The sequence below is a fragment of the Streptosporangium sp. NPDC048886 genome, assembly GCF_055586905.1.
Map to the genome: position 1 here is coordinate 58,323 of NZ_JBVJHH010000017.1, position 23,048 is coordinate 81,370.

Here is a 23,048-nt window from a genome sequence, read left to right on the forward strand (position 1 = left end):
GGTCCACGCCAGGTGGGCCGTACGGCAGGGGAGGCGGGCGGCGTGCCCCGGAGGGCGACCGCCGTACGGCGGCCCCCTGCCTCCCGCCGCCCTACGCCGGGCGTCCCGCGGGGCGGCCGCCGGTGGAGCGGGTCATCGGGGCGCCCGCCGTACGCGCCGTGCCGCCGTCACTTCCCGATCCCGTCGGCCAGGCCCTTGACGATGTAGCGCTGGCCGAAGAAGAACAGCGCCACCACCGGGACGGCCGCGATCACCATGCCGGCGAAGACGACGGGGAACTCGGTGCCGTGCTTGCTCATCAGGCTCGTCAGGCCCACCGGGAGGGTCTGCACGCCGCTGCCGCTGGTGAAGACCATCGCGAAGAGGTATTCGTTCCAGGCGAAGAGGATGTGCAGCAGGACCGTCGAGGTGATGATCGGCTTGCACATGGGCAGGATGATCCGCCAGAACGCCGTCCAGCGGCCGGCGCCGTCCACATCGGCGGCCTCGTCGACCTCGCGGGGGAGATCGAGCATGTAGGCGCGGATGAGGAAGGTGGTGAAGGGGACGCGGAAGGCCGTGTACAGGATGAGCAGCGCCCAGAAGCTGTTGTACAGGCCCATCGCCTGGAACATCTTCACCAGGGGCACGAGCGCCACGGTGGGGGCGAGCATGAGCCCGCCGAGGATCACCGCGGTGATCACCTTGTTGAGCGGGATGTTCACGCGGGTGAGGCCGTAGGCGGCCCAGGCGCTGACGAACACGGTGGCGACCGTCGACGTCACGGTGACGAGCACGCTGGTGGTGAGATAGTCGCTCACCCCGCGGTTCCACGCCTTGCGGTAGTTGTCGAAACTCCAGTCGACGGGGAGGGCGAAGGGGTTGCCGAAGAGCTCGGCGTTGGTCTTGAACCCGTTGAGCGCCATCCACAGCAGCGGGTAGAGCACGACCACCGCGAGGCCGAGGAGGAAGGCCCACATGAACAGGCGCGCGATCACGCCGAGAAAGCCCAGGCGACTCACCATTCCACCCTTCTCCTGCGGGTGACCCACAGCTGCGCCATGGCGACGCCGAGCGTGATCACGAAGAGCACTGTCGCGATCGCGGCGGCGTAGCCGAAGTTGTTGCGTACGAAACCGCTGCGGTACAGCCAGGTCCCCAGCACCTGGGTCGAGTTGTCGGGCCCGCCGCTGGTCATCACCATGACCTCGTTGAACACCTGGAACGCGCCCGAGATGGTGACCATCGTCATGAGCCCGGTCATCTCGCGCACCAGGGGGAGCGTCACATGGACGAAGCGGCGGACCGGTCCGGTGCCGTCGATGGCCGCCGCGCCGTAGATCTCCGAGGGGATGCGCTGGATCGCGACGGCGAACAGCAGGGTGGAGTAGCCGAAGCCCTGCCACTGGCTCATCGCGATGATCGCGAACATCGCGGTGCTCTCCTGGCCCAGCCACGACTGGCCGAACTGCCCGAGCCCCACCGCTTCGAGCGCGTGGTTGAGCAGGCCCAGGTTGGGCTCGTAGATGAAGTAGAAGAGCAGGCCCGCGACGGTCAGCGAGATCGCCGAAGGGATGAAGTAGACCGCCCGGAGACCGCGCCGCCACCGCTCGCTGCGGATGCTCTCGATGAGCGCGGCGAGCAGGAGCGCGCCGAACACCTGGAACACGATCGAGACCACCGCGTACAGCAGGTTGTCGCCGAACGACGACCAGAAGACCGGGTCGTCGAGGAGCTTGCGGTAGTTCTCAAGCCCGATGTATTCCTGGCTCCCGCTGTAGATGTCCCACTTGAGCGTGCTGAACCCGAAGTTCTGCACGAGCGGCAGGTAGACGAACACCCCGACCAGCGCGAGTGCGGGGATCACCCACGCGAGCCCGAGTGCCCTGTGAAAGATGGTGCGCACCGGCATGCTCTCCTTCGGCCGCGCGGGCTACTTGGCCGACGCCGAGGCCCGGCGCACGCTTTCGAGCACCTTCTCGGGGGTCATGCCACCGCTGATGAGGGCCTCCCCGCCGGCCAGCCACGCGTCGGCGACCTCGGGCACCGTCACCATGTCGAGCCAGCTGGCCAGCTGCGGGGCGCGGTTGACCGCCTCGATGCCCTCGAACACGGCCTTGCTCGACGTCTCGGGTGTGACGGCGCCGATGACCGTGCTGGGCTGGCCGTACGGCGGCGCGGAGAGCTTCTTGGCGTTCTCCAGGCCCGTGGCGAACTTCATGAAGTCGACGGCGAGCGCCGCGCGCGGTGACCTGGCGTTGACGAGGTATCCCTCGGGCGCCCCCTCGATCACCTTGGGGTCGCCGCCGGCGGCCGCGGGGACCGGCAGCGGGAAGATGCCGAAGTCCTCGGCGGTGAGCCCCCGGGCGGCGGTCGCGTTGTCGAATTCGAGGACCTCCTGGTAGTACATCGCCGCCTTGCCGCTGGCGAACGCCTCCTGCACCGAGGTGTAGAGCACGCCGTTGGTGCCGCTGCCGGTGTCGGTGCACTCGTCGACGAGGGTCTTGAACTGCTTGAGCGCGGCGAGGTAGCCGGGATGGTCGAGCTTGGCCGTCGCGGGGTGGAAGTCGGCCTGGAGGGTGGCGCCCGGCACGTTGTAGGCCGACAGCTGCTGCAGGTAGTGCAGGGCGGGCCAGCCGTCCTTGTTGCCGAAGGCGATGGGCTCGTAGCCCGCCTTGCGCAGCGCGGTGCAGCTGCCGACGAGCTCCTCGAAGGTGGTGGGCGTCTTGACCCCGGCCTTGGCGAACGCGGCCTTGTTGTAGCCCATGAACTTGCCGTTGTTGTAGAGGGGGATCCCGTAGTACTTGCCGTCGTAGGCGAAGGCGGACAGAGACGCCTTGCTGAAGGTCTTTCCCCACGGGGTGTCGGGGCCGATCACCTTGGTGAGGTCGGCCGCGCGGCCACCGCGTACGAAGTTCTCCGCCCAGTTGCCGGTCCAGGTGAAGTAGATGTCGGGCAGGGCGTCCGAGGCGGTCAGGGTCTTGGTCTTGTCCTTGATGCTCTGGTCGGTCTCCTGGATGAGCTCGACCTTCACCCCGGGGTGCATCCGCTCGTAGTCGGCGGCGAGACCTTCGAAGTAGGGGCTGAGGGGCTCGCCGGCGAACTTGGTGAGGATGCTCAGAGTTCCGGAGAACTCCACTCCGGCGGTGACGTCGGCCGCGGGGGCCGCCGCCGTCCCGCCGGAACAGCCGGCGAGGGCGAGCACCGGGGCCCCGGCGAGTGCCGCGAACGTCGTCAGTGCGCGAGGGCGCATGGGCTTCCTTTCTCTCGGGGGAGAGGGGACCGCCGGTGCTGTGGCACCTCAGATCCGCCGTGGGGGTGTCTCCGACACGTACCGCTTGGTGTGGGCTGACTGTACAGATGAACTGATACCGGTACCAGACCTGAAATCAAGATCTTATTTTCCGTGCCCGGACATGACGCCGTCCTGTTACATAAAACCAGGCCAGAGTGTGTTGTCCGGCTGTCTGCCGCTGTGGTGTTGACGGGATCACGCTTCCTGTGCCAGCGTGATCCCCGCGTGATACCGGTATCAGGCCGCAGGGCGGCGCCGGCCGCAAGCATTCCCGAAAGGACGCGAAGATGCTCGGATTCAACGAGCCGGAATTCCTCTCGCAGATGGCGAGCGCGGTGGCATTGCGCCCCCAGATCGAAGAGCTCGTCGATCGGCTCGTGGACGAGGGGTTCGACAACCTCTTCCTCATCGGTGCCGGCGGCACCTACGCCCAGATGTGGCCGTATGAGCACCTCGCCCGGCGAGGTTCCACCCTCGACGTGCGCGCCGCGATCGCGGCGGAGCTGCTCGTCTCGGGCGACGCGGCCCTCGGCGGACGCTCGGTGGCGGTCTTCACCTCGGTCTCGGGCACCACCGACGACAGCATCCGCGCCATCGACTACTGCAGGTCCAAGGGCGCCTACACGATCGGCTTCACCGGCTACCCCGACTCGCCCATCGCCCAGAACGTCGACGCCGCGCTCATCACGGAGCCGAAGACCTGGCCCTTCGACCCGCAGCTACTGCTCTTCATGGGCCGGCTGCTCTGGCGGAGGGGCGAGTTCGACGGCTACGAGAAGTTCGCCGACGAGGCCGCTGACCTCCCGCGGATCCTCCTCGAGGTGGCCGAGCAGGCCGAGCCCGCGGCGGCCGCCTTCGCCGAGGCCCACAAGGACACCGACTACCACTTCCTGATCGGCGGCGGGAACCTGTGGGGATTCACCTACCTGTACTCCATGTGCATCCTTGAGGAGATGCAGTGGCTGCGCACCACCAGGGTGCACAGCGCCGAGTTCTTCCACGGCTCCCTCGAACTGCTCGAAGAGGACACGAGTGTGATCGTCTTCCAGGGGGAGGACGAGACGCGCCCCCTCACCGACCGCGCCGAGGCCTTCGCCAGGCGCGTCTCGAAGGACGTCACCGTCTTCGACACGCGCGACTACCCGCTCAGGGGGATCAGCCCGGAGTTCCGCGGCCTCCTCGCGCCGCTCGTGCTCGACACCGTGATGGGCCGCGTCAGCAAGCACCTTGAGAGGGTGCGCGACCACTCGCTCGACCTGCGCCGCTACTACCGCGTCATGGACTACTGAGTCCCGGTCCCCGCCCGGTCGGTCGCCCGGGCGGGGGCGCCCCACGTGCGGCCTCCGGCGGCCACCCCCCGCACGTGCCGCAACCGGCCGCCCGTGCACAGGAGAAACCTATGAGAGTTCTCGGCTTCGGTGACAACATCGTCGACCGGTTCGTCGACCGCGGCGTCGACTACCCGGGCGGCAACAGCGTGAACGTCGCCGTCTACGCCCGCCGCCTCGGTCTCGGAGCCGGTTACCTGGGGGTCTTCGGTGACGACGACCTCGCCCGCTTCCTGAGGGAGTCGATCGCCGCCCAGGGGGTCGCCGTCGACCGCTGTGCCGTGCGGTCCGGGGAGAGCGGCGTCTCCACTCTGCGCGTCGACGACGGCGACCGCGTCTTCCTCGGCTGGAACGGCGGCGGGGTCACGGTGCGGGAGCCGCTCGTGCTCGACGTCGGGCTGCTCGGATACGTGTCGTCCTTCGATCTCGTGCATTCGAGCGTGTACTCCGGCAGCGAGGGCGAACTGCCGAAGCTCGCCGCGCTCGACACGCTGGTGAGCTTCGACCTCTCCAGCGAGGAGGAGTTCCGCACCCCCTCCTACCTCGACCGCGTCTGCCCGCACGCCGACCTGGTGCTGCTGTCCTGCTCCCACCTCGACGCGACCGCCACGCGCGCGCTCCTGGAGGAGGCCGTACGGCGGGGCGCGCGGCTCGCGCTCGCCACCCGTGGCGTGGACGGAGCGATCGCCCACGACGGCCGCGTCACCGTCACGACCCCGGCGCGCCGGGTGGAGGACCCGCAGGAGATCATCGACACGATGGGCTGCGGTGACGCCTTCCTCGCCGGGTTCGTGGTCTCGCTGCTGCGCGGCGGCTGGTCCGCCGACAGCCCGCCGCGGCGTCACATGATCGAGCGTGCTCTGCACGAGGGCGCGGAGGCGGCCTACGGGCAGTGCTTCGTCGAGGGCGCGTTCGGCCACGGCCGACCCGCCGGGCGGCCTGCCGTGGCTAGCATGTGGCGAGCCTCCGAACGCGAGAAATGAGGGACGCGATCCATGCCAGCTGACCGGGGCCAGGCGGCGGGGCGGCCGACGATCTCCGAGGTGGCCGCCGAGGCCGGTGTCGGCCGCGCGACCGCGGCCCGCACGCTCGGCGGGTATGGGTACGTCAGTCCGGAGCTGCGGGAGCGGGTGCTCGCGGCGGCCGCGAAGCTCGGCTACCGCACGAACGCGCTGGCCCGCAGCATGTCGACGGGGGTGAGCCACACCCTGGGGGTGATCGTCGCCGACATCGGCAACCCCTTCTTCGCCGGCGTGGTGCGCGGCATCTCCGACACCTCCCGTGCCCGGGGCTTCGACACGATCGTGCTGAGCACGTACGAGGACCTCGACGAGGAGATCGCGGCGACGAACGTGCTCATCGACAAGCGCGTCGACGGCGTCATCATCGCCTCGGCCGCGGTCGACCGCGGCGAGGTCGCGCACATCAGGGCGGCGATGGACCGGGGCATCCCCGTCGTGCTCGTCGACCGCGCGATCGCGTCGCTCGATCTCGACGCGGTCGTCATCGACAACCGCGACGCGGCGCGGGAAGCGGTCGAGATGCTCATCGCGGCCGGGCACCGCCGCGTCGGGTTCGTGTGGGGGCCGCCCGCGGCGGAGGCGCCCGCGACCCGGCGCGGACTGCTGACGGAGGCATCCCGCAACCTGTGGACCGACGGAGAGCGGCTGCGCGGATATCTCGACGCGCTCGACGACGCGCGCATCCCCTTCGATCCTGAGCTGGTGATGGTCGGACGCAAGACCGAGGAGCGGGCGACCCAGGAGGTCGCCCGCATGCTCGCCCTCCCCGACCGGATGACCGCGGTGTTCTGCACCGAGACCGACGCGGTGACGGGAGCCCTGCGCGCCCTGCGGGCGGCGGGGCTCTCCTGCCCGCGCGACATCGCGCTGATCGGTTTCGACGACAGCTCGTGGGCGGCGGTCATGGAGCCGCCCCTGACGATGATCGAACAACCCGTGCACCAGCTCGGCGCGAAGGCGGCGGAGGTGCTCCTCGACACCTTCGAGGGGGCCGAGCCCCGCCGCGAGATGCACACGCTCCGCTCACGCCTCGTCGTGCGCTCCTCGGTCGCCCCGCCGCCCGGCGGGTGAGACGCCGGGCGGCCCTTCGGACCCCGCCCGGCATGTGCCGGGTCATTCCTCGCCGCGCCGAAGCCGGGGCCGACGTGCGCCGACACCGTTCCGCGCGGCCCCGGCCGCCGACAGGTCCCGGAAGCGCGCACGGCACTCGGGTTTGCCCTGCCTTTCATCGCCGCTTTCTACCGTGGAGCGATGACACCCTTCCACCGATATCTCGCGGAAGAGGTCGCGGTCGACCACGCCGACGGACTCATCCCGCGTCGCGAGGCGCTGCGCCGCCTGGCCCTCCTGGGGCTGGCGCTGCCGGCGGCCAGCGCCCTGCTCGCGGCCTGCGGAGCCGGTCGGGAGAGCGCCGCGACCGCCGTCGCCACGTCATCGGCCCCTGCCTCTCCCGCCGGTCCCTCCCCGCCGGCCACCGAGGCGATCACCTTCCCGGGGCCCGAGGCGGGGATCACTCTCCAGGGCGCCTGGGCGGCGGCTCCGGACCCACGGGGCGCGGTGCTGGTCATCCACGAGAACCGCGGGCTCAACGACCACATCAGGTCGGTGGCCGGGCGCCTGGCGGCCGGTGGTTACTCCTCGCTCGCCCCCGACCTGCTCTCCCGGGAGGGCGGGACCGCGTCCTTCAGCGACCCGGCGCAGGCCATCGCGGCCCTGGGCCGTGTCCCGGAGGACCGTTTCGCCGCGGACATGAAGGCCGCCCTGGACGAGCTGGAGCGGCGCGCCCCCGGCAGGAAGCTCGGCGCCGTCGGCTTCTGCTTCGGCGGAGGCATGGTCTGGCTGCTGCTCTCCTCGGACGAGCCGCGCCTGGCGGCGGCCGTTCCGTTCTACGGCCCGCTGCCGGAGAACGCCGACTTCACCGGCGCCAGGGCCGCCGTCCTCGGGATCTACGCCGGACAGGACGACCGCGTCAACGCCACCCGCGCCAGAGCGGAGGCCGCGCTGAAAAAGGCGGGCCTGAAGTATGAGATCGTCACCTTCCCCGGCGTCGACCACGCCTTCTTCAACGACACCGGCCCGCGGTACAACGCCGCGACCGCCGCCCAGGCCTACCAGCGTGTCCTCGACTGGTACGGCCGCTATCTGGCCTGAGACCCGCTGAGGACCCTCGACGGCGGCGCGGTCGCCGGCCGCGCTCCATGCGGCCGGTGGCGTCACAGGCGAGGTGAGGTCCGGGGACCGGTACACATCCCCTAAAGTCGGGCGAATGGCCCCGACTCCCTCCCGGCTGGCCTGGCTGGACGCCCTGCGGGGACCCGCCGCGCTGGCCGTCGCGCTGCACCATTCCGCCTGGACCTTCATCCCCGGCATCTGGGCCGAGGTGGACCGCAGAATCGACGTCGGTACCTGGGGCGTCTTCGTGTTCTTCCTGGTCAGCGGCTATATCATCCCCGCCTCGCTGGAGCGGCGCGGTGATCTGCGGGCCTTCTGGATCGGCCGGGCCTTCCGCCTCCTCCCCCTGCTGCTGGCCGCGCTCGGCCTGGCGCTCCTGCTCGCGTACGCCGGCGCGTTCGCCCTCCACCCCGGTCTGGGCCTGCGCCCCCTGCCCCTGGCCGTGCTCGGGAACGTGACGATGCTGCAGGAGCTGCTCGGCGTGCCCGCCGTTATCGACGTGATGTGGACGCTCTCCTACGAGATGGCGTTCTACCTGCTGGCGGCCGGGCTGTTCACCGTACGGCAGGCGCACCGGTCGGCCACGACCGCGGTCGTCCTGGCGCTGCTGGCCGTACTCCTCGGCCTCCTGGCGCCGGGCACGGTGATCAGCGGCCGCGCCGACCTGGCCGCCGCGCTCCTCGGCGTCGCGGTCATCGTGGTCATCGCCGTGTCGGCGTGGGCGCGCGGCGGGGTGCGCGCGGCCGCCGCGGTGGCGGGCGGCCTCCTCGGCCTGGCGCTGGTGATCCTGGGCAGCCGGATCGGGGCGTGGCAGGGGCTGATCATCCTGGCCATGATGTTCGCCGGCACTGCCGTGTACCGCGCCGAGCAGGGGACGGTCCGGTGGCGCACCGCCGTCGCCGCCGTGCTGACGGTCCTGGCCTGCGGGGTCTTCGCCAAGGACGACCCCGGCTGGGCGCCGGCGATCCTGCTGGCCGCCGGTTTCTTCGCGGCGGCGTTCGCGCTGCGGCACAGGCCGTTCCCGCGCGGGCTCGCCCACCTCGGGGTGATCAGCTTCTCCCTCTACCTGCTGCACCCGCTCCTGCTGCGGATGAGTCCCAGCCTTCCGCTGTACTTCCTCATCCTGGTGCCGCTCGGCTACCTGACCCACCGCCTGATCGAGGCCCCCGCCCAGCGCCTCGGCAGGCGGCTGACCAGGTCTCCCGCGCGGGAGCCCGCGCCGGGGTCCGCCGTGGGGGAGGCCGCGCCGGGCGGGACCTCCGGGTGAGGGGGGCGTCCTCGGCGGAGGACGGACACGGGACCGCGGGTTCAGGCGACCGGGACCGCCGGGCCGGCGGCCTGGCCGGCGGGCGGGCTGCGGCCCCCACGGGGATCACGTCCACTCCGCCGGGTCCTCGTCGGGGCAGGCGGGCAGGGTGACGGTCACCGTCAGGCCACCGCCGTCGCGCGGGCGGGCGGTGACCTCGCCGCCGTGGGCCTGGGCGACGGAGCGCGCGATGGACAGGCCGAGTCCGGCGCCCTTGGCGGTGACCAGGCGGTCGGCGCCCAGCCGGCGGAACGGCTCGAAGAGCGCCGGGATCTCGTACGGCGGCACCACCGGTCCGGTGTTGCCCACCTCCACCTCGACCCGGCCGTCGTCCCGGGCGCGGCTGGCGACGCGCACCCAGCCGCCGCCGGTGTTGTGCCGGACGCCGTTCTCCACCAGGTTGTGCACCAGCCGCTCCAGCAGGAGCGCGTCACCGGCGGTGAGCGCCTCGCCCGCCTGCTCGTGCACGGTGACCCCGGCCCGCTCCGCCTCCGGGGCGCTCTGCGCGACCACATGACCGACCACGTCGGCCAGGTCGACCGGGAGCCGCTCGGTGATCTCGTTCTCCGACCCGGCCAGCAGCAGCAGCCCGGCGATCAGCCGCTCGTGCCGGGAGTTGATCTCCAGCAGGCTCTCGCCCAGCTGTTTGACGTCCTCGGAGGCCGACCGGCGGTGCATGGCCAGCTCGACCAACGCACGGCCCACGGTCAGCGGGGTGCGCAGCTCGTGGGAGGCGTTGGCGACGAAGCGGCGCTGCCCGTCGAAGGACCCGTCGAGCCGCTCGACCATGATGTCGAAGGTGTCGGCGAGGTCCTTGACCTCGTCGTCCGGGCCGCGCAGCGCGATGCGCTCGTGCAGTCCCCGGCCGGCAGCCGGGGCCGCGGCGATCCGCCGGGCGGTGTCGGTGACCCGGTGCAGCGGGGCCAGCACCCGGCCGGCGACCAGCCAGCCGAAGCCGGTCGCGGCGCCGCCGACGATGACGAAGACGATCCCGCTCAGGGTGAGCAGCGAGGTGGTCGCGGCCTCGTGCAGGGTGTCCTGCTGCTTCCGCATCCAGCTCTCGGCGTCGGCCCCGGTGAGCATGTTGCCGTCGTCGCGGAGGGCGTACGTCTGGTCCCTCGGCGGCGCGCTGGCCGGAGGGGAGATGCCGACAGGCGCCTCACGGGTGATGAGCTTCAACCCGGAGCGGGTGAGCTGCTGGTTGAACAGCGCGTACGTGGTGCCGAGCAGCACCAGCCCGGCGACGATGAACAGGCCGCCGTAGAGCAGGGTCAGCCGGGCCCGCAGGGTGATGCGGTGCGGCAGCAGCCTCGGCACGTTCACGGGATCCGGTATCCCACTCCCGTGACGGTCTCGACGACCGGCGGGGCGCCGAGCTTGCGGCGCAGCTTGAGGACGGCGAGCCGGACGGCTCCGGTGAACGGGTCGGCGTGCTCGTCCCACGCCTTCTCCAGCAGGTGCTCGGTGGGGACCACGGCCCCGTCGGCGCGCAGCAGCTCGGCGAGGACGGCGAACTCCTTCTTCGACAGCGGCACGTAGCGGCTGTCGCGGAACACCTCGCGGCGTGCCGGGTCCAGGGTGATGCCCGCGCGGCGCAGCACCGGCGGCGCGGCCGGGCGCGAGCGCCGCCCCAGCGCCTGGACGCGGGCGGCCAGCTCGGGGAAGGCGAAGGGCTTGGTGAGGTAGTCGTCGGCGCCGAGCGACAGGCCGCTCACGCGGTCGGTGACCTCGGCGGCGGCGGTGAGCATCAGCACCCGTGCCGCCGACCCGGCCTCGACCAGCTCGCGGCAGACCTCGTCGCCGTGTACGGCGGGCAGGTCCCGGTCGAGGACGACCACGTCGTAGTCGTTGACGCCCGCCCGCTCCAGCGCCGCCGCGCCGTCGTACGCCACGTCGACCGCGTGGACCTCCTCCCGCAGCCACTCCGCGATCGCCCTGGCGAGCAGCGGCTCGTCCTCCACCACCAGCACCCGCATCTGCCGTCCCCCTCTCCATGGCTCCATGGGCGGGGCCGCCCCGCGGATCGGTGCGGGGCGGTCCCCCGGGCAATGGTCGCCGATCGGGGTGTTTCCTCGCCGTTAGTGATCGTTTCCGGTGGGGGCGGAAACGCCGGGGAAACACGGCGCCGCGTTGTATCACCTCCCGTCGGGCCGGAAGCGGTCCGGCCACGGACGGAGGAGACGACGCGATGCGACCACGGACCCGCAACACGCTGGCGGCCCTGCTGCTGGCGCTGACCCTGCCCCTGACCGGATGCGGCTCGGCCGACGACGGCGGCGGCAAGGTGGCCTCGGCCGGCGGCGCGAAGAAAGGCGACAGCGGCGCCGCCGCCGCCACGGACCTGAACCGGGACGAGATGGGGGTGAAGTTCGCGCAGTGCATGCGCGAGAACGGCATCGACATGGAGGACCCGGTGCCGGGCAAGGGCATCATGCTCAAGGTGGGCAAGGACGTCGACAAGGCGACCATGGACAAGGCTATGGAGGCCTGCCGGCAGTACAGCCCGCAGGCGGACGGCTCCGCGCAGGCCGACCCCGAGATGGAGGAGAGAGGCCGCAAGTTCGCCGCGTGCATGCGCGAGAACGGCGTGGAGAAGTTCGCCGACCCGCCGGCGGGCCAGCGTGGGATCAGGATCGACAGAGAGATCGGTGAGGACCCGGACTTCCCTCAGGCCCAGAAGCAGTGCGAGAGCATCTTCAGCGGCGGCCCGGGCGGCACGGGTGGTCCGGGCGGCGGAGCGGACCAGTGACGGGTGAAGCCGCCGTGGAGAACCCGGAGGACCGGCCGGGCCGGGCGGCCGCGGGGGAGGCGCGCCCGCGCCGGCGCGGGCGCCGTGGCAGGCGGATCGCCGTCGCGGCCGTCGCGGTGGCCGCGGCGGGCGCGGCGGTCACGGCCACGCTGGGTCTCGGCGGTGGCAGCCCGGCGGGCGGCACAGTGGAGAGCGGGCTGCCGCCGAAGACCGCCGGGGTGACCCGGCAGACGCTCGTCGACACCCAGAGCGCCGACGGGGAGCTCGGCTACGGCCCGGCCACCACCGCGACCAGCCGGCTGTCCGGCACGCTCACCCGCCTGCCCGACACCGGGGACCGGATCACCCGCGGCAGGGCGCTGTACGAGGTGGACGACAGGCCGGTGACGCTGATGTACGGCGCGCTGCCCGCCTACCGCGCGCTGTCGCAGGGCGTCGAGGGGCCGGACGTCAAACAGCTGGAGAGGAACCTGAAGGCGCTCGGCTACCGCGGGTTCACGGTGGACGAGGAGTACACCTACGCCACGGCGGAGGCGGTCATGCGGTGGCAGGAGGACCGGGGGCTGGAGGAGACGGGCACCGTCGAGCTCGGGCGGGTGGTCTTCGCCCCCCACGCCGTCCGCGTGGAGAGCCTCCAGACCGGGGAGGGCGACCTGACGGCACCCGGTGGCAAGGTGCTGGCCTACACCGGCACCACCAGGGCCGTCACCGTGGAGCTCGACACCGCCGACCAGCGGCTGGCCAAGAAGGGAGCCAAGGTCACCGTCACGCTCCCCGACGACACGACGGTCAGGGGCCGCGTCGACGAGGTCACCACGGTGATCGAGCCGGGTGACGGCCAGGGCGGAGACGCGCAGACCAAGGTCGAGGTGGTCGTCGGGCTCACCGGCCGGAACGCCCGCAAGGCCGTCGGCGCCTACGCGCTGGCCTCGGTGGACGTCTCCTTCACCGCCGGCACGCGGAAGAACGTGCTCACCGTCCCGGTCGCCGCGCTGCTGGCGCTGCAGGAGGGCGGCTTCGGGGTGGAGGTCGTCAAGGGCTCCACGTCGACGTACGTCCCCGTCCGGACCGGCCTCTTCAGCGGTGGCCGGGTGGAGATATCCGGGGACGGGATCACCGAGGGCACGGCTGTGGGGATGCCGAAATGATCTCCCTGACGGACGTGACGAAGGTCTATCCCGGCGGTGTCACCGCGCTCGCCGGTGTCTCGCTGCACATCGGCGGCGGCGAGCTGGTCGCCATCGTGGGGCCGTCCGGCTCCGGCAAGTCGACCATGCTGAACGTGCTCGGCACCCTCGACCGGCCCACCTCGGGCACCGTGCGCATCGGCGGACACGACGTGGGCCGGCTCTCCGACGCCAAGCTGTCCGCGCTGCGGGCCGGCCGCATCGGCTTCGTCTTCCAGCAGTTCCACCTGGCCGCGGGCACCGCGGCGCTGGACAACGTGGCCGACGGGCTCCTGTACTCCGGGCTGCGGGCCGGTGAGCGGCGCCGTCGCGCCGCGGCGGCGCTGGAGCGGGTCGGCCTCGGTCACCGCATGGACCACGAGCCGCACGAGCTGTCCGGCGGCGAACGCCAGCGCGTCGCCGTCGCGCGGGCCGTGGCCGGCGACCCTCCGCTGCTGCTCGCCGACGAGCCGACCGGCGCTCTCGACTCCGCCTCCGGGGCCGGGGTGATGCGGCTCCTGCGGGAGCTGAACGCCGCCGGCACCACCGTCGTGATCATCACGCACGACCGGGAGATCGCCGCGTCCCTGCCCCGCCAGGTGCGGATGCGCGACGGCCGGGTGGTGGCCGACTCCGTGCGGCGCGACGCCGCCGTGTCAGGGGTGGGCTGATGGCCGCCGACGTGCTGCAGCCGGCCCGGATGCGGCCGCGCGACGTGGTCAAGGTCGGCGCGGTGGGCCTGCGCACCCGCCCGATGCGGGCCTTCCTCTCCGCGCTGGGCATCGCCATCGGCATCGCCGCGATGGTCGCCGTCGTCGGCATCTCCGCCTCCTCCCGCGCCGACCTCGACCGTGCCCTCGCGTCGCTCGGCACCAACCTGCTCACCGTCACGCCCGGTACGACCATGTCCGGCGAGCAGGCCCAGCTGCCCGTCGAGGCAGAGGCGATGGTGGGCCGGATCGGGCCGGTGGAGTCGGTCTCGGCCATCGGCCGCATCGACGACGCGAAGGTCTATCGCACGGACAGGGTCCCCACGACGGAGACCAAGGGGATCGCGGTCTACGCCGCCCGCGTCGACCTGAGCGCCGCCGTCGGCGCGCAGATCAGGAGCGGCACCTGGCTCAACCCCGCCACGGCCGCCTACCCGGCGACGGTGCTCGGCGCGACCGCCGCGGAACGGCTCGGGATCGGCCGGGCCAGGCCCGACACGCAGGTGCTGATCGGCGGAGAGTGGTTCACCGTGGTCGGCGTCCTCGCCCCGGCCCAGCTCGCCCCCGAGTTGGACACCGCGGCGCTGGTGGGCTGGCCGGCGGCCGAGTCCGTACTCGGCTTCGACGGGCATCCGACCACCGTCTACACCCGCTCCGAGGAATCCCAGGTGGAGTCGGTCCGCTCGGTGCTCGGCGCCACCGCCAACCCGGAGGCGCCCAACGAGGTCCAGGTCTCCCGTCCCTCGGACGCGCTCGCCGCCAAGCAGGCCACCGACGAGGCGTTCACCGGGCTGCTGCTCGGCCTGGGCGCGGTGGCCCTGCTCGTCGGCGGCGTCGGGGTGGCCAACACCATGGTCATCTCGGTGCTGGAACGGCGGGCGGAGATCGGCCTGCGCCGCTCGCTGGGCGCGACCCGGGGCCAGATCCGCACCCAGTTCCTCGCCGAGTCCCTTCTGCTGTCCGCTCTCGGCGGGGTCGGCGGCGCGCTGCTGGGCACCGTGGTCACCTCCGGCTACGCCGTCTATCGGAGCTGGCCGACGGTCGTCCCGCCCTGGGCGGTGCTCGGCGGCCTCGCCGCCACCCTGGCCATCGGCACCCTGGCCGGCCTCTATCCGGCGATCCGCGCCTCCCGTCTCGCCCCCACCGAGGCGCTCGCCACGACGTAGACCCGCCGGTCGGGGCCGTCCGCGGAGCCGGGCGGCCCCGACCGGATGGTGCCGGGTGGCCCCGGGGGCTGCGGCGTCGGCAGCCGCAGCAGGCCCTCGACGCCGTCACCGGTCACGGCGGTGGTTACCCCGCGGTCACGCGGTTCCGGAAAAGTGCCTTCTACCTGCGCGGAGCGTCAGAGGCCATGCTCTACGCATGACCGTCATCGATCGTCTCGACTACGTCCCGTTCCCCGAGGATCCGCACAACCACAAGCCGGGCTCCCGCCACGCCCTGGTGCTCGACCCGGTCCGCGCCGACGGCAGATACGTCAAGGACCTGGTGCTGAACTTCGAGCATCTCGCGGCGGAGGAGGTGATCCCGGTGCATGTGCACACCAACGAGGAGGTTCTCATCATCGACGAGGGCGAGGCGGAGGCGTTCTACGACGGTGAATGGGTGCCGGTGGGGCCCGGGGCGGTGATCCTGGTGCCCCCGGGCGTGCCCCACGGGTTCCGTAACCGGTCGGGCAGCAGGGTCAGGCTGCACGCGGTGTTCGCCGGGCGCGTGGTCGGCACCCGGCTGCTGGAGCGGAGCCCGGCGCCGGGCACCGAGGACGACCCGCTGCCGCCGCCGTACATCATCGACTTCCGCGAGTTCGCCGGCGGCGCCTGACGCCGGCGGGGCCGGCGGGACCAGGGCGCGGCGCCCGGCCCGTCCTTCCCCGCCGGCGCCGCGCCGGCGGTGAAGGACGGGCCGACGGCCGTCCGCGTCCGGGCCCGCACCGGTCAGGCCGGCGCCGTGATCACTGACGCGTCATCGCGCCGAGGGTCTCGGCCATGTGCTTGCGCAGCTCGCCCAGGCGCACGTCGAGAATGAGCTCGGCGATCTCGGGGTTGCTCTGGATCATCTCGCGCAGGCCGCTCTGGCCGGGGCCGTGGACGAAGCTGTGACGGACCAGGGTCCGCTCCGGGGAGTCTCCCGGCTCCAGCTCGTAGCGCCACCTCGACGACGGGCGCTCCGGGTCGCCGTCGCGGTCGAGCATCACCCACGCGAACGTGCGCGGGCGCTCCACCTCGGTGACCACGCCGGTTACCGTCCAGACCCTCCCCTCCCGGCGGTTGCGGCCCTGGAAGCGCACTCCCTCCCGCGGCTCCGGGGTGTCGTCGCCGAGCCAGGAACCCTCCTCGCACTCCGGGCTCCACTCGCCGATGCGGTGCACGGCCGTGATGAGCTCCCACAGCCGCTCGGGCGGCATGTCGACGGTGGTCTCCAGGTCCACCCGCGCTCCGGTCACGCCGTGGTCCTCCATGCCTGAGTCCTCCATGCCTGCCTCCGCACGCTCACGGCACCCACACGGTGCCCGCCGTCGCCGACCGACTCCTACGATGAACGATCAATCCGTCCGTGGACAGAGCCTTTTTCTCCGAGATTGCTCAGCTGGGACCCTCCGGCGCCGCCCGGCGGGAGAAGGCGCGGCCCTTCTCCCGCCACGGCCCGCGGTACGGCACGGCTCGCGGGCCGTACCGGGAACGATCCGGAGTTCACCGGCCAACCGGTTCTCGTTCCCGGGCGTCCTATCCGTGCCGATGACGGGCGGGCCGGACGGGAAGACCGTCGCGACCGGTGGGCAGGACCGGTCGGTGAGACTGTGGGACGTCGAGACGCACCGGCAGATCGGCAGGCCGATGAACGGTCACGGCGGCTCCGTGACGGCGATCGCCTTCGGCCCCAACGGGCAGTTGCTGGCCACCGCCGGAGCCGACGGGACGGCGCGCGTCTGGAACGTCTCCGAGGTGAGCGACGTCCTGGCCCGGACCTGCGCGGCGGCGGGCCGTCCCATCAGCGCCGAGGAGTGGCGGCGGTACGCGGGGGACCTCCCCTACCGGCGGGTCTGCCCCTGAACCGACGGGTCTGCCGCTGATCGAGCCCCGGCGGCGGGGAGTCAGCGCCACCGGTAGGTCCACACCGAGACGGAGGGCGCCGGACCGCGGGCGTCCAGGAGCGGGATGTCGAGCCGGGGGTCGCTCAGGGCGGCGGCCAGCGGCACGTCGTCGCAGATGTGGGCCATCATCACAGGGCACGCCCCCGACTGGCCGGCCAGGAGCACGGCCTGCCCGTCGTGCCTCCTGAGCCGGTCCTCGAAGAAGGAGCGCCACTGTCCCGCCACGTGCGTCCAGGACGTGCCCCCCTCGTAGGGGCCGTCGACGGCGGCGGATCTGCGGGGCGTCTCCTCCAGGGGCCTGCCCTTGTGGATTCCGTAGTCGACGTTGTTGGTCCGGGGGTCCGGGACCGGGGCGGGGATCCCGAAGAGGTCGCAGACCACTCGGGCGCTGGTCAGGTGCCTGAGCGTGGTGGGGCAGTAGACCGCGCGGTATACGGGAGCCAGGGATCTGAGGATCTGCAGGGCCGGGCCGAGCCCGTCCCTGAAGCGGCGCAGCGCCTCCGGGAGGACCTCCTGGTCACGCGACCGGAGACCGAGCCGGTTGTCCCGGGAGGGCAGATGTCCCAGAGTGGCGATGGTGACGGCGTGGACCACGGCGATCCCCTCGATTCCCGATGCCTACGAGCATGGCGCTCCCGGAGCCGGTCCGCGGCCGGCCTCAGAGCCCTGACCTGTTCCGCAGCCCCGTGCACCGCACCTGCCGGGCGGCGCAGTCGATCTCCAGTCCGGTCGCGCGCGACCATTTCCGGAAAAGCACCTCTCCCGCGCCGATCACCGCGGGCACACCCAGCTCCCCCGCGCGGATGGCCATGTGGGAGTTCGCCCCTCCGTACATCGTGACGAAAGCCTGGATCCCATGGGAGAAGATGTAGTCGTAGCCGGGGTCGGCCGCGGTGATCAGCAATATTCCGCCCCTGAAGTCCCGCGGATCGTCATCCGGTGTGACCACCCGGCCCGAGGCCCTCTTCTGTGTCACGAAATTCGGTTCGGCCCGTTCCCGGCCGAAGGCCCACACGTCGGAGGGGTGTCTGATCAGGGAGGGCAGTGTCATCGCGCGCGTCGACTCGTATGATCCGCGCCCGCGCGCGACGGCGCTCCCGATGACACGGCCGGGGTCCCCGCTCGACGCGTAGAGATCACCGATCACGGCCGCGTCGACGTAGGAGCAGTCTTCCAGCGTGTACCCGTACTTCCGGGCGAAGCCGCCGAAGATGCGGAGCATCTCGCTCAGGTTCCGGGTGAACAGGTATTTCGCCCTCTCGCGGCCGTCGATGGCGGCGCGCACGAAATCCAGCAGCTCGTAGGCCCCCAGCCGGATCCCGTGCTGCCGCAGGAGCAGGTCGAGGCGGTCGGCCCGGGCACCGGAGAGCACCGGGTCGGGGGGAGGGCGGTGGGGCCGGCCCCACTCGGCGTCCCAGTCGAAATAGTGGTCCGGCGCCTCGTCGTAACGGGGGGAGAGGATGTCGTAGGTTCCGGGGCGGAGATGCCCGTGGCGCAGCAGGAAGTCCCGCCGGTCGAGTGTCGCGAGATCGGCGTTCAGCTCCGAGGTCACGCTGGCCGCCCCCCGCATGAACGCCTCGAACTCCGCATCGTCGAGCAGCGGCGGGTCGAGCGTCCGCAGTGACCTCATCAGCTCCACGGCGATGAATCCCACCCTCGCCAGCCCGGCGAACGGGAGCGTCCCGTAGCGCCTGCAGTCTTCCATGAGCCAGTGCATCTTGCCGATGTCGGAGAGCCCGGAGCCGGTCACGGTGTGGAAGCGCCGGCCCAGCTCGGACAGGCGCGCGAGGTCCCTGGCCCAGGGGCCGTCCGGTCCGATGGCGCGGTTGGTCAACGTCCTCAGGCTGGACAGGAGCTTTCCGCACTCCTGCGCGCTGAATCCCTCCTCCCGCAGCCGCATGAGCCTGTCCGGCAGGTCCAGCGAGTAGCAGCTCAGCAGGATCTCGAACTCGATCTTGTCGTGGTTCTCGGGTTCGGTCTCGAGCCGCCGCAGGTAGTGGTTGACCAGGCGTTCGGCCAGCTCCCCCTCGACGTCCTTGGGCAGGAAGGAGTTGAGGCTCACCCGCACGTCGACGTAGGGCTGGCCGGCCAGGCTGATCAGGAGCGGGAACCCCGACAGGTCGCGGTATCCGTAGAGGTCCCGGCTGGCGCTCCAGACCGAGTCGGTCAGCAGCCGCCGGTACAGCGACAGCGCCAGCGGGCGGGGCCGTACGCCGACGACCTCCGCCGGGTTCCAGTCCGGCATCACGCCCAGCAGGGTGCGGTCACCGTACAGGTAGGGGTGCGGCCCGCTCAGCCGGCGGATCGCCGACTCCACCTCGGTGATCTCCCGGGCCAGCCGGGCCCGCCGGGGCGGGGGCAGGACGTCGCAGACCAGCCTGCGCACCTGCAGGACGAACACCTGCCCCCCGGTGTCCACCGCGAATTCGACGTCCAGCGGGACGTCGGGGCCGAGGACGCCCTCCAGGTCACCCAGTGCCTCGAACAATCCTTCGAGCTCCGGCGCGGCGGCGGCCGAGGACGCCTCCCGGTGCCGGAGATAGATCTTCGGCTCGCAGGAACGCCCCGCTGTGATCGAGTCGGTGGTCCCCGAGGCGTCGTCGTAGTTGATCACGAAATACGGGCTGCCCGTGGTGGGGTCGGCGGTGAAGGCCACACCGCTGAGCGCCACATCCCGCAGCATGGGCTGGACGAAGATCTGGTCGTCCGGGCTGCCGCCGCCGTAGGAGCAGGCCACCCGCATGATCGACCGGTGTACGGCGCTCCTGCCGAGGACGTCCAGCTCGGACAGGAACTCGCCGGCGTGGGAGACGTCCTCGCGGTCCTCCGCGAGCGAGCTGCTCCGGACGATCACGGGAGCGGCCGACCAGGGGGTCTCGAAGATGCGGTCGAGCACGCCGTGGGGGGACCTCTCCCATTCGGCCACGGTGAAGCGGACCTGCGGCAGCACCCGGGCCGTCCGCAGCGCCGAGGCCAGACATTCGAGCGTCTCCGCCTTCGATCCGAGCTCCACGGTCGGTCCCTCCCTCGCCTCCGCTCACCGGCCCGCGTATCCGTACCGGTCGAGAATGGTGGAGTATCTCTCCTGGAACTCGCCGAGGAGCTCCTGCGGGAACTCGTCCCTCCACCGGTGGGCCTGGCCCAGGACGAACGTCCTCGCCGACGGGTTGTAGGCCCGCTCCCCTATCGCGGACGGATCGCCGCAGACCCCGAGAAGGACCATCAGCCGGGCGACGGCGTTCTCGCGGAGACCGTCGTCACCGCCGCCCCTGCCGCCCACGAGCTCCTCGTAGGAGGTGGTGAAGACGTCGGGGTGGTCGAGCAGCCACGCGTTGTCGGTGAACGACCACTCCAGATACGGGCCCAGATTCCGGATCGCGTGCGACAGCCGCCGCTCGGGCGTGGGGAGGCGCTCGAATATCCTGGCGTTCATCATGTGGAACGGCAGGCGGGTGAAACTCTTCCCGGCCCCCTGCCTCAGGAGATATCGGATCAGGGAGAGCACGACGGCCCGCGGGTCCCGATAGTGGAACACGACGGGGAACTCTCTCTCGCACCACGCGTAGAAGAGGGGGCGCGGATATTGCGCCGGGCCGCCCACCGCGGGCATGGGGAGGGAATGGACGACATACGCCGAGCCCGGTCCCAGGGTCGCGAGATGGTCCTCCTCGTGCTTCTCCCAGAGCCCGTCCTCGTAGGGCGCGGGCCCCGTGCCCTCTCCTGAGACGTCGTAGCCCATGGCGCGCACGAGTTCGGCGACCAGGTTCGTCCCGCTCTTGTGCAGGGCGACCACGCCGAGGAAGGGCTCACGCCGGGCGGCGTGCAGGACGTGCGCCCGTGGATTCCGCCCGACCGCCCGCTGCAGGCGCCCGCGGTCGCAGCCCGCCAGCCCGACCACCACGTCGGCGGCCGGGCCGGATCCGGCGCCCGGAGCGGCGTGGTGGACCACGACACGGCCGGGCGGGTGCCCGGAACGGAGCGCGGCCCGCAGCGCGTCGGCCGGCGCCCTCTCACCTATGACGAGGAAATGCCGCGCGCCTTCGGCGACGAAAGCGCCGCACGCCTCCACGTAATCGCTCATGTCGCACTGTGAAGGGGTGAGTATCCTGTGCACGGCTCCCTCGGACGGTCAGCGCGCACCGGCAAGGCGTCCGCCGGCCAGCGGGACGGAGTCGGAATCCCGGCGGTGACGGAGACCGTCTTCATCGGGAGACGTCGCCGTCCTCCGCGGGTTTTCCGTGAGTTTCCGCGAGTTTAACCGCGGGGTTTCTTCCCCGCCCTGGCGGCGCGGGCCACATTGCCCTTCCCGATGCCCCGGCCCCACGGGGGACGCGGGAGCGCTCCGGCGGGATCCGGGCTCAGCGGCCTCCCGGAGTGACCAGCCCCGACTCGTAGGCGAAGACGACGAGCTGAGCCCGGTCGCGGGCGCCGAGCTTGGTCATCGTACGGCTGACGTGGGTCTTGGCGGTGGCGTGGCTGATGACCAGATGCCCGGCGATCTCCTCGTTGGACATGCCGGCCGCCACCAGAGCCAGCACCTCGCGCTCCCGCCCGGTCAGCCGTTCCAGGCCGGGGCCGGCCACCGGCCTGGGCGGCGCGGAGACGTACTCCTCGATCAGCCGCCGGGTGACCGAGGGCGACAGCAGCGCGTCGCCGCGGGCCGCCACGCGCACCGCCTGCAGCAGTTCGACAGGCTCGATGTCCTTGACCAGGAAGCCACCGGCCCCGGCCCGGAGCGCGGCGAAGACGTACTCGTCAAGGGCGTAGTTGGTCAGGATCACCACGCGCACCGCGTTCAGCTCGGGGTCCGAGCCGATCATCCGGGTGGCCTGGATCCCGTCGAGCAGGGGCATCCTGACGTCCAGCAGCGCCACGTCCGGCCGCAGCTCCCTGCAGAGCTCGACGGCCTCGCCGCCGTTCCCGGCCTCGCCGATCACCTCGATGTCGTCCTCGTAGTCGAGCAGGGCCCGGAAGCCCGCGCGGATCAACGGCTGGTCGTCGGCCAGCAGCACCCGGATCATGAGCTCACCAGCGGCAGCTCGGCCCGGACCTCGAACCCGCCCTCCGGGCGCGGTCCCGCCGTCAGGGTCCCGCCCACAGCCAGCGCGCGCTCCCGCATGCCGATGATCCCCATCCCCTGCCCCGCGGCCGTCGCGTCCGACCGCCCGTCGTCCGCCACCCGGAGCACGATCGTTCCAGGACGGTATTCGGTCGTCAACGTGATCGACGCGGGGCCGGCGTGGCGCAGCACGTTGGTGAACGCCTCCTGCGCGATGCGGTAGGCCGCCCGATCGACGTCCGGCGCGAGCGTGCCGGCCTCGCCCACCACGGTGACCCTCACCGGCAGGCCCACCGCCTCCGCCCTGGCCACCAGCCGGGGCAGCCGGGCCAGCCCCGTCCCGGAGTCCTCGGTGTCCACCTGCCGGAGCACGCCCAGTGTGGCGCGGAGCTCCCGCATGGCCTCGTGGCCGGAATCCCTGATCGCGGCCAGTGCCTCACGTGCCTGCTCCGGCCTGCGGTCCAGCAGATGCGTCGCCGCCGCGGCCTGGACGTTGATGACCGAGATGGCGTGGGTGAGCGTGTCATGCAGTTCCTGGGCGATCCACAGCCGCTCCTCGCCCGCCCGGCGCAGCGCCGCCTCGTCCCGGGTGCGCTCGGCCTCGACCGCCCGCTGCTCCACCTCGTGCAGGTAGGCGCGGCGGTTGCGGACCATCTCGCCGACCACCACCACCGCCACCAGCCAGCCGCTGAGCAGGCTGAGGCCGCCGGGCTCCGGGTCGGTGTCGGCCAGCGCGACGAGGACGCCGACACCCACGGCCAGCGCCGCGGCGAGCACGATCGCCAGGCGCCGCCGCCCAAGGGTCGCCGCCGTGTAGATCGCGACCAGGGCGGGCGCGGCGGCGAAGATCCCCGGGTATCGCATGCCGTAGTAGGCGACGCCGCACCCCACCGCGACCACCCCGGTCCACACCGGCGCGGTACGCCGGAAGGCGAGGGAGGCCGCCGGCAGCACGAGCAACGACAGGCCGAGCGCGTCCAGGGGGCGCTCGGGCATGCCCGAGGAGGACAGCCTGCCGTAGGTGCCCGCGACGCCCAACGTCAGCACGGCCACTGTGATCAGCGCATCGACCTTCCGGCTTCTCATCCCTGAAACGGTAGGACACCGGACCGGCGGGGCCGACGGGCGGGCGGATGAGGTCGTGCGTACATCCGTGGTCGTACATCCGTCT

At 72.0% G+C, this 23,048-nt stretch carries 22 protein-coding genes; 11 read left to right on the top strand and 11 right to left on the bottom strand.

Annotated elements, in window-relative coordinates:
* Positions 1-167: 167 nt before the first annotated feature.
* From ACZ6R6_RS22035 to ACZ6R6_RS22045, 3 genes are read right to left on the bottom strand one after another with little or no spacing between them, the layout of a single operon-like run.
* Positions 168-1,004, bottom strand: coding sequence for a carbohydrate ABC transporter permease (locus ACZ6R6_RS22035; protein WP_306861045.1), 837 nt, complete (start codon positions 1,002-1,004; stop codon positions 168-170).
* A complete protein-coding gene (locus ACZ6R6_RS22040) occupies positions 998-1,885 on the bottom strand; it encodes a carbohydrate ABC transporter permease (RefSeq protein ID WP_470096004.1) in 888 nt (295 codons plus the stop codon). The genes ACZ6R6_RS22035 and ACZ6R6_RS22040 overlap by 7 nt, the downstream gene beginning before the upstream one ends.
* Before the next feature lie 27 nt (positions 1,886-1,912).
* Positions 1,913-3,232, bottom strand: a complete 1,320-nt coding sequence (locus ACZ6R6_RS22045; protein WP_470096006.1) for an ABC transporter substrate-binding protein — start codon at positions 3,230-3,232, stop codon at positions 1,913-1,915.
* Positions 3,233-3,561: 329 nt separating this feature from the next.
* Here ACZ6R6_RS22045 and ACZ6R6_RS22050 point away from each other — a divergent pair, with 329 nt between their 5' ends.
* From ACZ6R6_RS22050 to ACZ6R6_RS22070, 5 genes are all read left to right on the top strand, one after another.
* Entirely contained in the window at positions 3,562-4,563 is a 1,002-nt protein-coding gene (locus tag ACZ6R6_RS22050) for an SIS domain-containing protein (RefSeq protein ID WP_470096008.1), read from the top strand.
* Positions 4,564-4,673: 110 nt separating this feature from the next.
* Positions 4,674-5,585: a PfkB family carbohydrate kinase gene (locus ACZ6R6_RS22055; protein ID WP_470096010.1), complete on the top strand. Its 912-nt coding sequence runs from the start codon at positions 4,674-4,676 to the stop codon at positions 5,583-5,585.
* Positions 5,586-5,597: 12 nt separating this feature from the next.
* A complete protein-coding gene (locus ACZ6R6_RS22060) occupies positions 5,598-6,695 on the top strand; it encodes a LacI family DNA-binding transcriptional regulator (protein ID WP_470096012.1) in 1,098 nt (365 codons plus the stop codon).
* Between the two features lie 180 nt (positions 6,696-6,875).
* Positions 6,876-7,775: a dienelactone hydrolase family protein gene (locus tag ACZ6R6_RS22065; protein WP_470096014.1), complete on the top strand. Its 900-nt coding sequence runs from the start codon at positions 6,876-6,878 to the stop codon at positions 7,773-7,775.
* 115 nt (positions 7,776-7,890) lie between these two features.
* Entirely contained in the window at positions 7,891-9,063 is a 1,173-nt protein-coding gene (locus ACZ6R6_RS22070; protein WP_470096016.1) for an acyltransferase family protein, read from the top strand.
* Between the two features lie 105 nt (positions 9,064-9,168).
* Here the strand turns inward: ACZ6R6_RS22070 and ACZ6R6_RS22075 are convergent, their stop codons facing one another.
* Positions 9,169-10,425, bottom strand: coding sequence for a sensor histidine kinase (locus ACZ6R6_RS22075; protein ID WP_470096018.1), 1,257 nt, complete (start codon positions 10,423-10,425; stop codon positions 9,169-9,171).
* Entirely contained in the window at positions 10,422-11,078 is a 657-nt protein-coding gene (locus ACZ6R6_RS22080) for a response regulator transcription factor (protein WP_470096020.1), read from the bottom strand. Before ACZ6R6_RS22080 ends, ACZ6R6_RS22075 begins: the two co-directional genes overlap by 4 nt.
* 212 nt (positions 11,079-11,290) lie before the next feature.
* Here ACZ6R6_RS22080 and ACZ6R6_RS22085 point away from each other — a divergent pair, with 212 nt between their 5' ends.
* From ACZ6R6_RS22085 to ACZ6R6_RS22105, 5 genes are all read left to right on the top strand, one after another.
* Positions 11,291-11,851, top strand: a complete 561-nt coding sequence (locus tag ACZ6R6_RS22085) for a hypothetical protein (protein ID WP_470096022.1) — start codon at positions 11,291-11,293, stop codon at positions 11,849-11,851.
* Positions 11,848-12,999 (top strand): efflux RND transporter periplasmic adaptor subunit, encoded by a 1,152-nt coding sequence (locus tag ACZ6R6_RS22090; RefSeq protein WP_470096024.1) that lies wholly within the window; start codon positions 11,848-11,850, stop codon positions 12,997-12,999. Before ACZ6R6_RS22085 ends, ACZ6R6_RS22090 begins: the two co-directional genes overlap by 4 nt.
* Positions 12,996-13,688 carry an ABC transporter ATP-binding protein gene (locus ACZ6R6_RS22095; RefSeq protein ID WP_470096026.1) on the top strand — a complete coding sequence of 231 codons (693 nt, stop codon included), beginning with the start codon at positions 12,996-12,998 and terminating at the stop codon, positions 13,686-13,688. The genes ACZ6R6_RS22090 and ACZ6R6_RS22095 overlap by 4 nt, the downstream gene beginning before the upstream one ends.
* Positions 13,688-14,893 carry an ABC transporter permease gene (locus ACZ6R6_RS22100; RefSeq protein WP_470096028.1) on the top strand — a complete coding sequence of 402 codons (1,206 nt, stop codon included), beginning with the start codon at positions 13,688-13,690 and terminating at the stop codon, positions 14,891-14,893. The genes ACZ6R6_RS22095 and ACZ6R6_RS22100 overlap by 1 nt, the downstream gene beginning before the upstream one ends.
* Before the next feature lie 196 nt (positions 14,894-15,089).
* Entirely contained in the window at positions 15,090-15,548 is a 459-nt protein-coding gene (locus ACZ6R6_RS22105) for a cupin domain-containing protein (RefSeq protein ID WP_470096030.1), read from the top strand.
* Between the two features lie 130 nt (positions 15,549-15,678).
* On the opposite strand, the gene ACZ6R6_RS22110 is transcribed toward ACZ6R6_RS22105, so the two are convergent.
* Positions 15,679-16,200 (bottom strand): SRPBCC family protein, encoded by a 522-nt coding sequence (locus ACZ6R6_RS22110; RefSeq protein WP_470096032.1) that lies wholly within the window; start codon positions 16,198-16,200, stop codon positions 15,679-15,681.
* Positions 16,201-16,462: 262 nt separating this feature from the next.
* Between ACZ6R6_RS22110 and ACZ6R6_RS22115 the strand changes: the two genes are divergently transcribed.
* Positions 16,463-16,777, top strand: a complete 315-nt coding sequence (locus ACZ6R6_RS22115; protein WP_470096034.1) for a WD40 repeat domain-containing protein — start codon at positions 16,463-16,465, stop codon at positions 16,775-16,777.
* A gap of 41 nt (positions 16,778-16,818) precedes the next feature.
* On the opposite strand, the gene ACZ6R6_RS22120 is transcribed toward ACZ6R6_RS22115, so the two are convergent.
* The 5 genes from ACZ6R6_RS22120 to ACZ6R6_RS22140 all read right to left on the bottom strand — a co-directional run bounded on the left by ACZ6R6_RS22120 (position 16,819) and on the right by ACZ6R6_RS22140 (position 22,963).
* Entirely contained in the window at positions 16,819-17,412 is a 594-nt protein-coding gene (locus ACZ6R6_RS22120) for a histidine phosphatase family protein (protein WP_470096036.1), read from the bottom strand.
* Positions 17,413-17,476: 64 nt separating this feature from the next.
* Entirely contained in the window at positions 17,477-19,831 is a 2,355-nt protein-coding gene (locus ACZ6R6_RS22125; protein ID WP_470096038.1) for a PEP/pyruvate-binding domain-containing protein, read from the bottom strand.
* Positions 19,832-19,855: 24 nt separating this feature from the next.
* Positions 19,856-20,899 (bottom strand): hypothetical protein, encoded by a 1,044-nt coding sequence (locus tag ACZ6R6_RS22130; protein WP_470096040.1) that lies wholly within the window; start codon positions 20,897-20,899, stop codon positions 19,856-19,858.
* A gap of 277 nt (positions 20,900-21,176) precedes the next feature.
* Positions 21,177-21,839, bottom strand: coding sequence for a response regulator (locus ACZ6R6_RS22135; protein WP_470096042.1), 663 nt, complete (start codon positions 21,837-21,839; stop codon positions 21,177-21,179).
* Positions 21,836-22,963, bottom strand: a complete 1,128-nt coding sequence (locus ACZ6R6_RS22140) for a sensor histidine kinase (RefSeq protein WP_470096044.1) — start codon at positions 22,961-22,963, stop codon at positions 21,836-21,838. Before ACZ6R6_RS22140 ends, ACZ6R6_RS22135 begins: the two co-directional genes overlap by 4 nt.
* Positions 22,964-23,048 lie beyond the last annotated feature (85 nt).

Bases quoted from the DNA above. Each gene is read 5' to 3' on its own strand.
- ACZ6R6_RS22035 (WP_306861045.1), bottom strand. From the start codon at position 1,004: ATGGTGAGTCGCCTGGGCTTTCTCGGCGTGATCGCGCGCCTGTTCATG.
- ACZ6R6_RS22045 (WP_470096006.1), bottom strand. From the start codon at position 3,232: ATGCGCCCTCGCGCACTGACGACGTTCGCGGCACTCGCCGGGGCCCCG.
- ACZ6R6_RS22050 (WP_470096008.1), top strand. From the start codon at position 3,562: ATGCTCGGATTCAACGAGCCGGAATTCCTCTCGCAGATGGCGAGCGCG.
- ACZ6R6_RS22055 (WP_470096010.1), top strand. From the start codon at position 4,674: ATGAGAGTTCTCGGCTTCGGTGACAACATCGTCGACCGGTTCGTCGAC.
- ACZ6R6_RS22060 (WP_470096012.1), top strand. From the start codon at position 5,598: ATGCCAGCTGACCGGGGCCAGGCGGCGGGGCGGCCGACGATCTCCGAG.
- ACZ6R6_RS22065 (WP_470096014.1), top strand. From the start codon at position 6,876: ATGACACCCTTCCACCGATATCTCGCGGAAGAGGTCGCGGTCGACCAC.
- ACZ6R6_RS22070 (WP_470096016.1), top strand. From the start codon at position 7,891: ATGGCCCCGACTCCCTCCCGGCTGGCCTGGCTGGACGCCCTGCGGGGA.
- ACZ6R6_RS22080 (WP_470096020.1), bottom strand. From the start codon at position 11,078: ATGCGGGTGCTGGTGGTGGAGGACGAGCCGCTGCTCGCCAGGGCGATC.
- ACZ6R6_RS22085 (WP_470096022.1), top strand. From the start codon at position 11,291: ATGCGACCACGGACCCGCAACACGCTGGCGGCCCTGCTGCTGGCGCTG.
- ACZ6R6_RS22095 (WP_470096026.1), top strand. From the start codon at position 12,996: ATGATCTCCCTGACGGACGTGACGAAGGTCTATCCCGGCGGTGTCACC.
- ACZ6R6_RS22100 (WP_470096028.1), top strand. From the start codon at position 13,688: ATGGCCGCCGACGTGCTGCAGCCGGCCCGGATGCGGCCGCGCGACGTG.
- ACZ6R6_RS22105 (WP_470096030.1), top strand. From the start codon at position 15,090: ATGACCGTCATCGATCGTCTCGACTACGTCCCGTTCCCCGAGGATCCG.
- ACZ6R6_RS22110 (WP_470096032.1), bottom strand. From the start codon at position 16,200: ATGGAGGACTCAGGCATGGAGGACCACGGCGTGACCGGAGCGCGGGTG.
- ACZ6R6_RS22115 (WP_470096034.1), top strand. From the start codon at position 16,463: ATGACGGGCGGGCCGGACGGGAAGACCGTCGCGACCGGTGGGCAGGAC.
- ACZ6R6_RS22130 (WP_470096040.1), bottom strand. From the start codon at position 20,899: ATGAGCGATTACGTGGAGGCGTGCGGCGCTTTCGTCGCCGAAGGCGCG.
- ACZ6R6_RS22135 (WP_470096042.1), bottom strand. From the start codon at position 21,839: ATGATCCGGGTGCTGCTGGCCGACGACCAGCCGTTGATCCGCGCGGGC.
- ACZ6R6_RS22140 (WP_470096044.1), bottom strand. From the start codon at position 22,963: ATGAGAAGCCGGAAGGTCGATGCGCTGATCACAGTGGCCGTGCTGACG.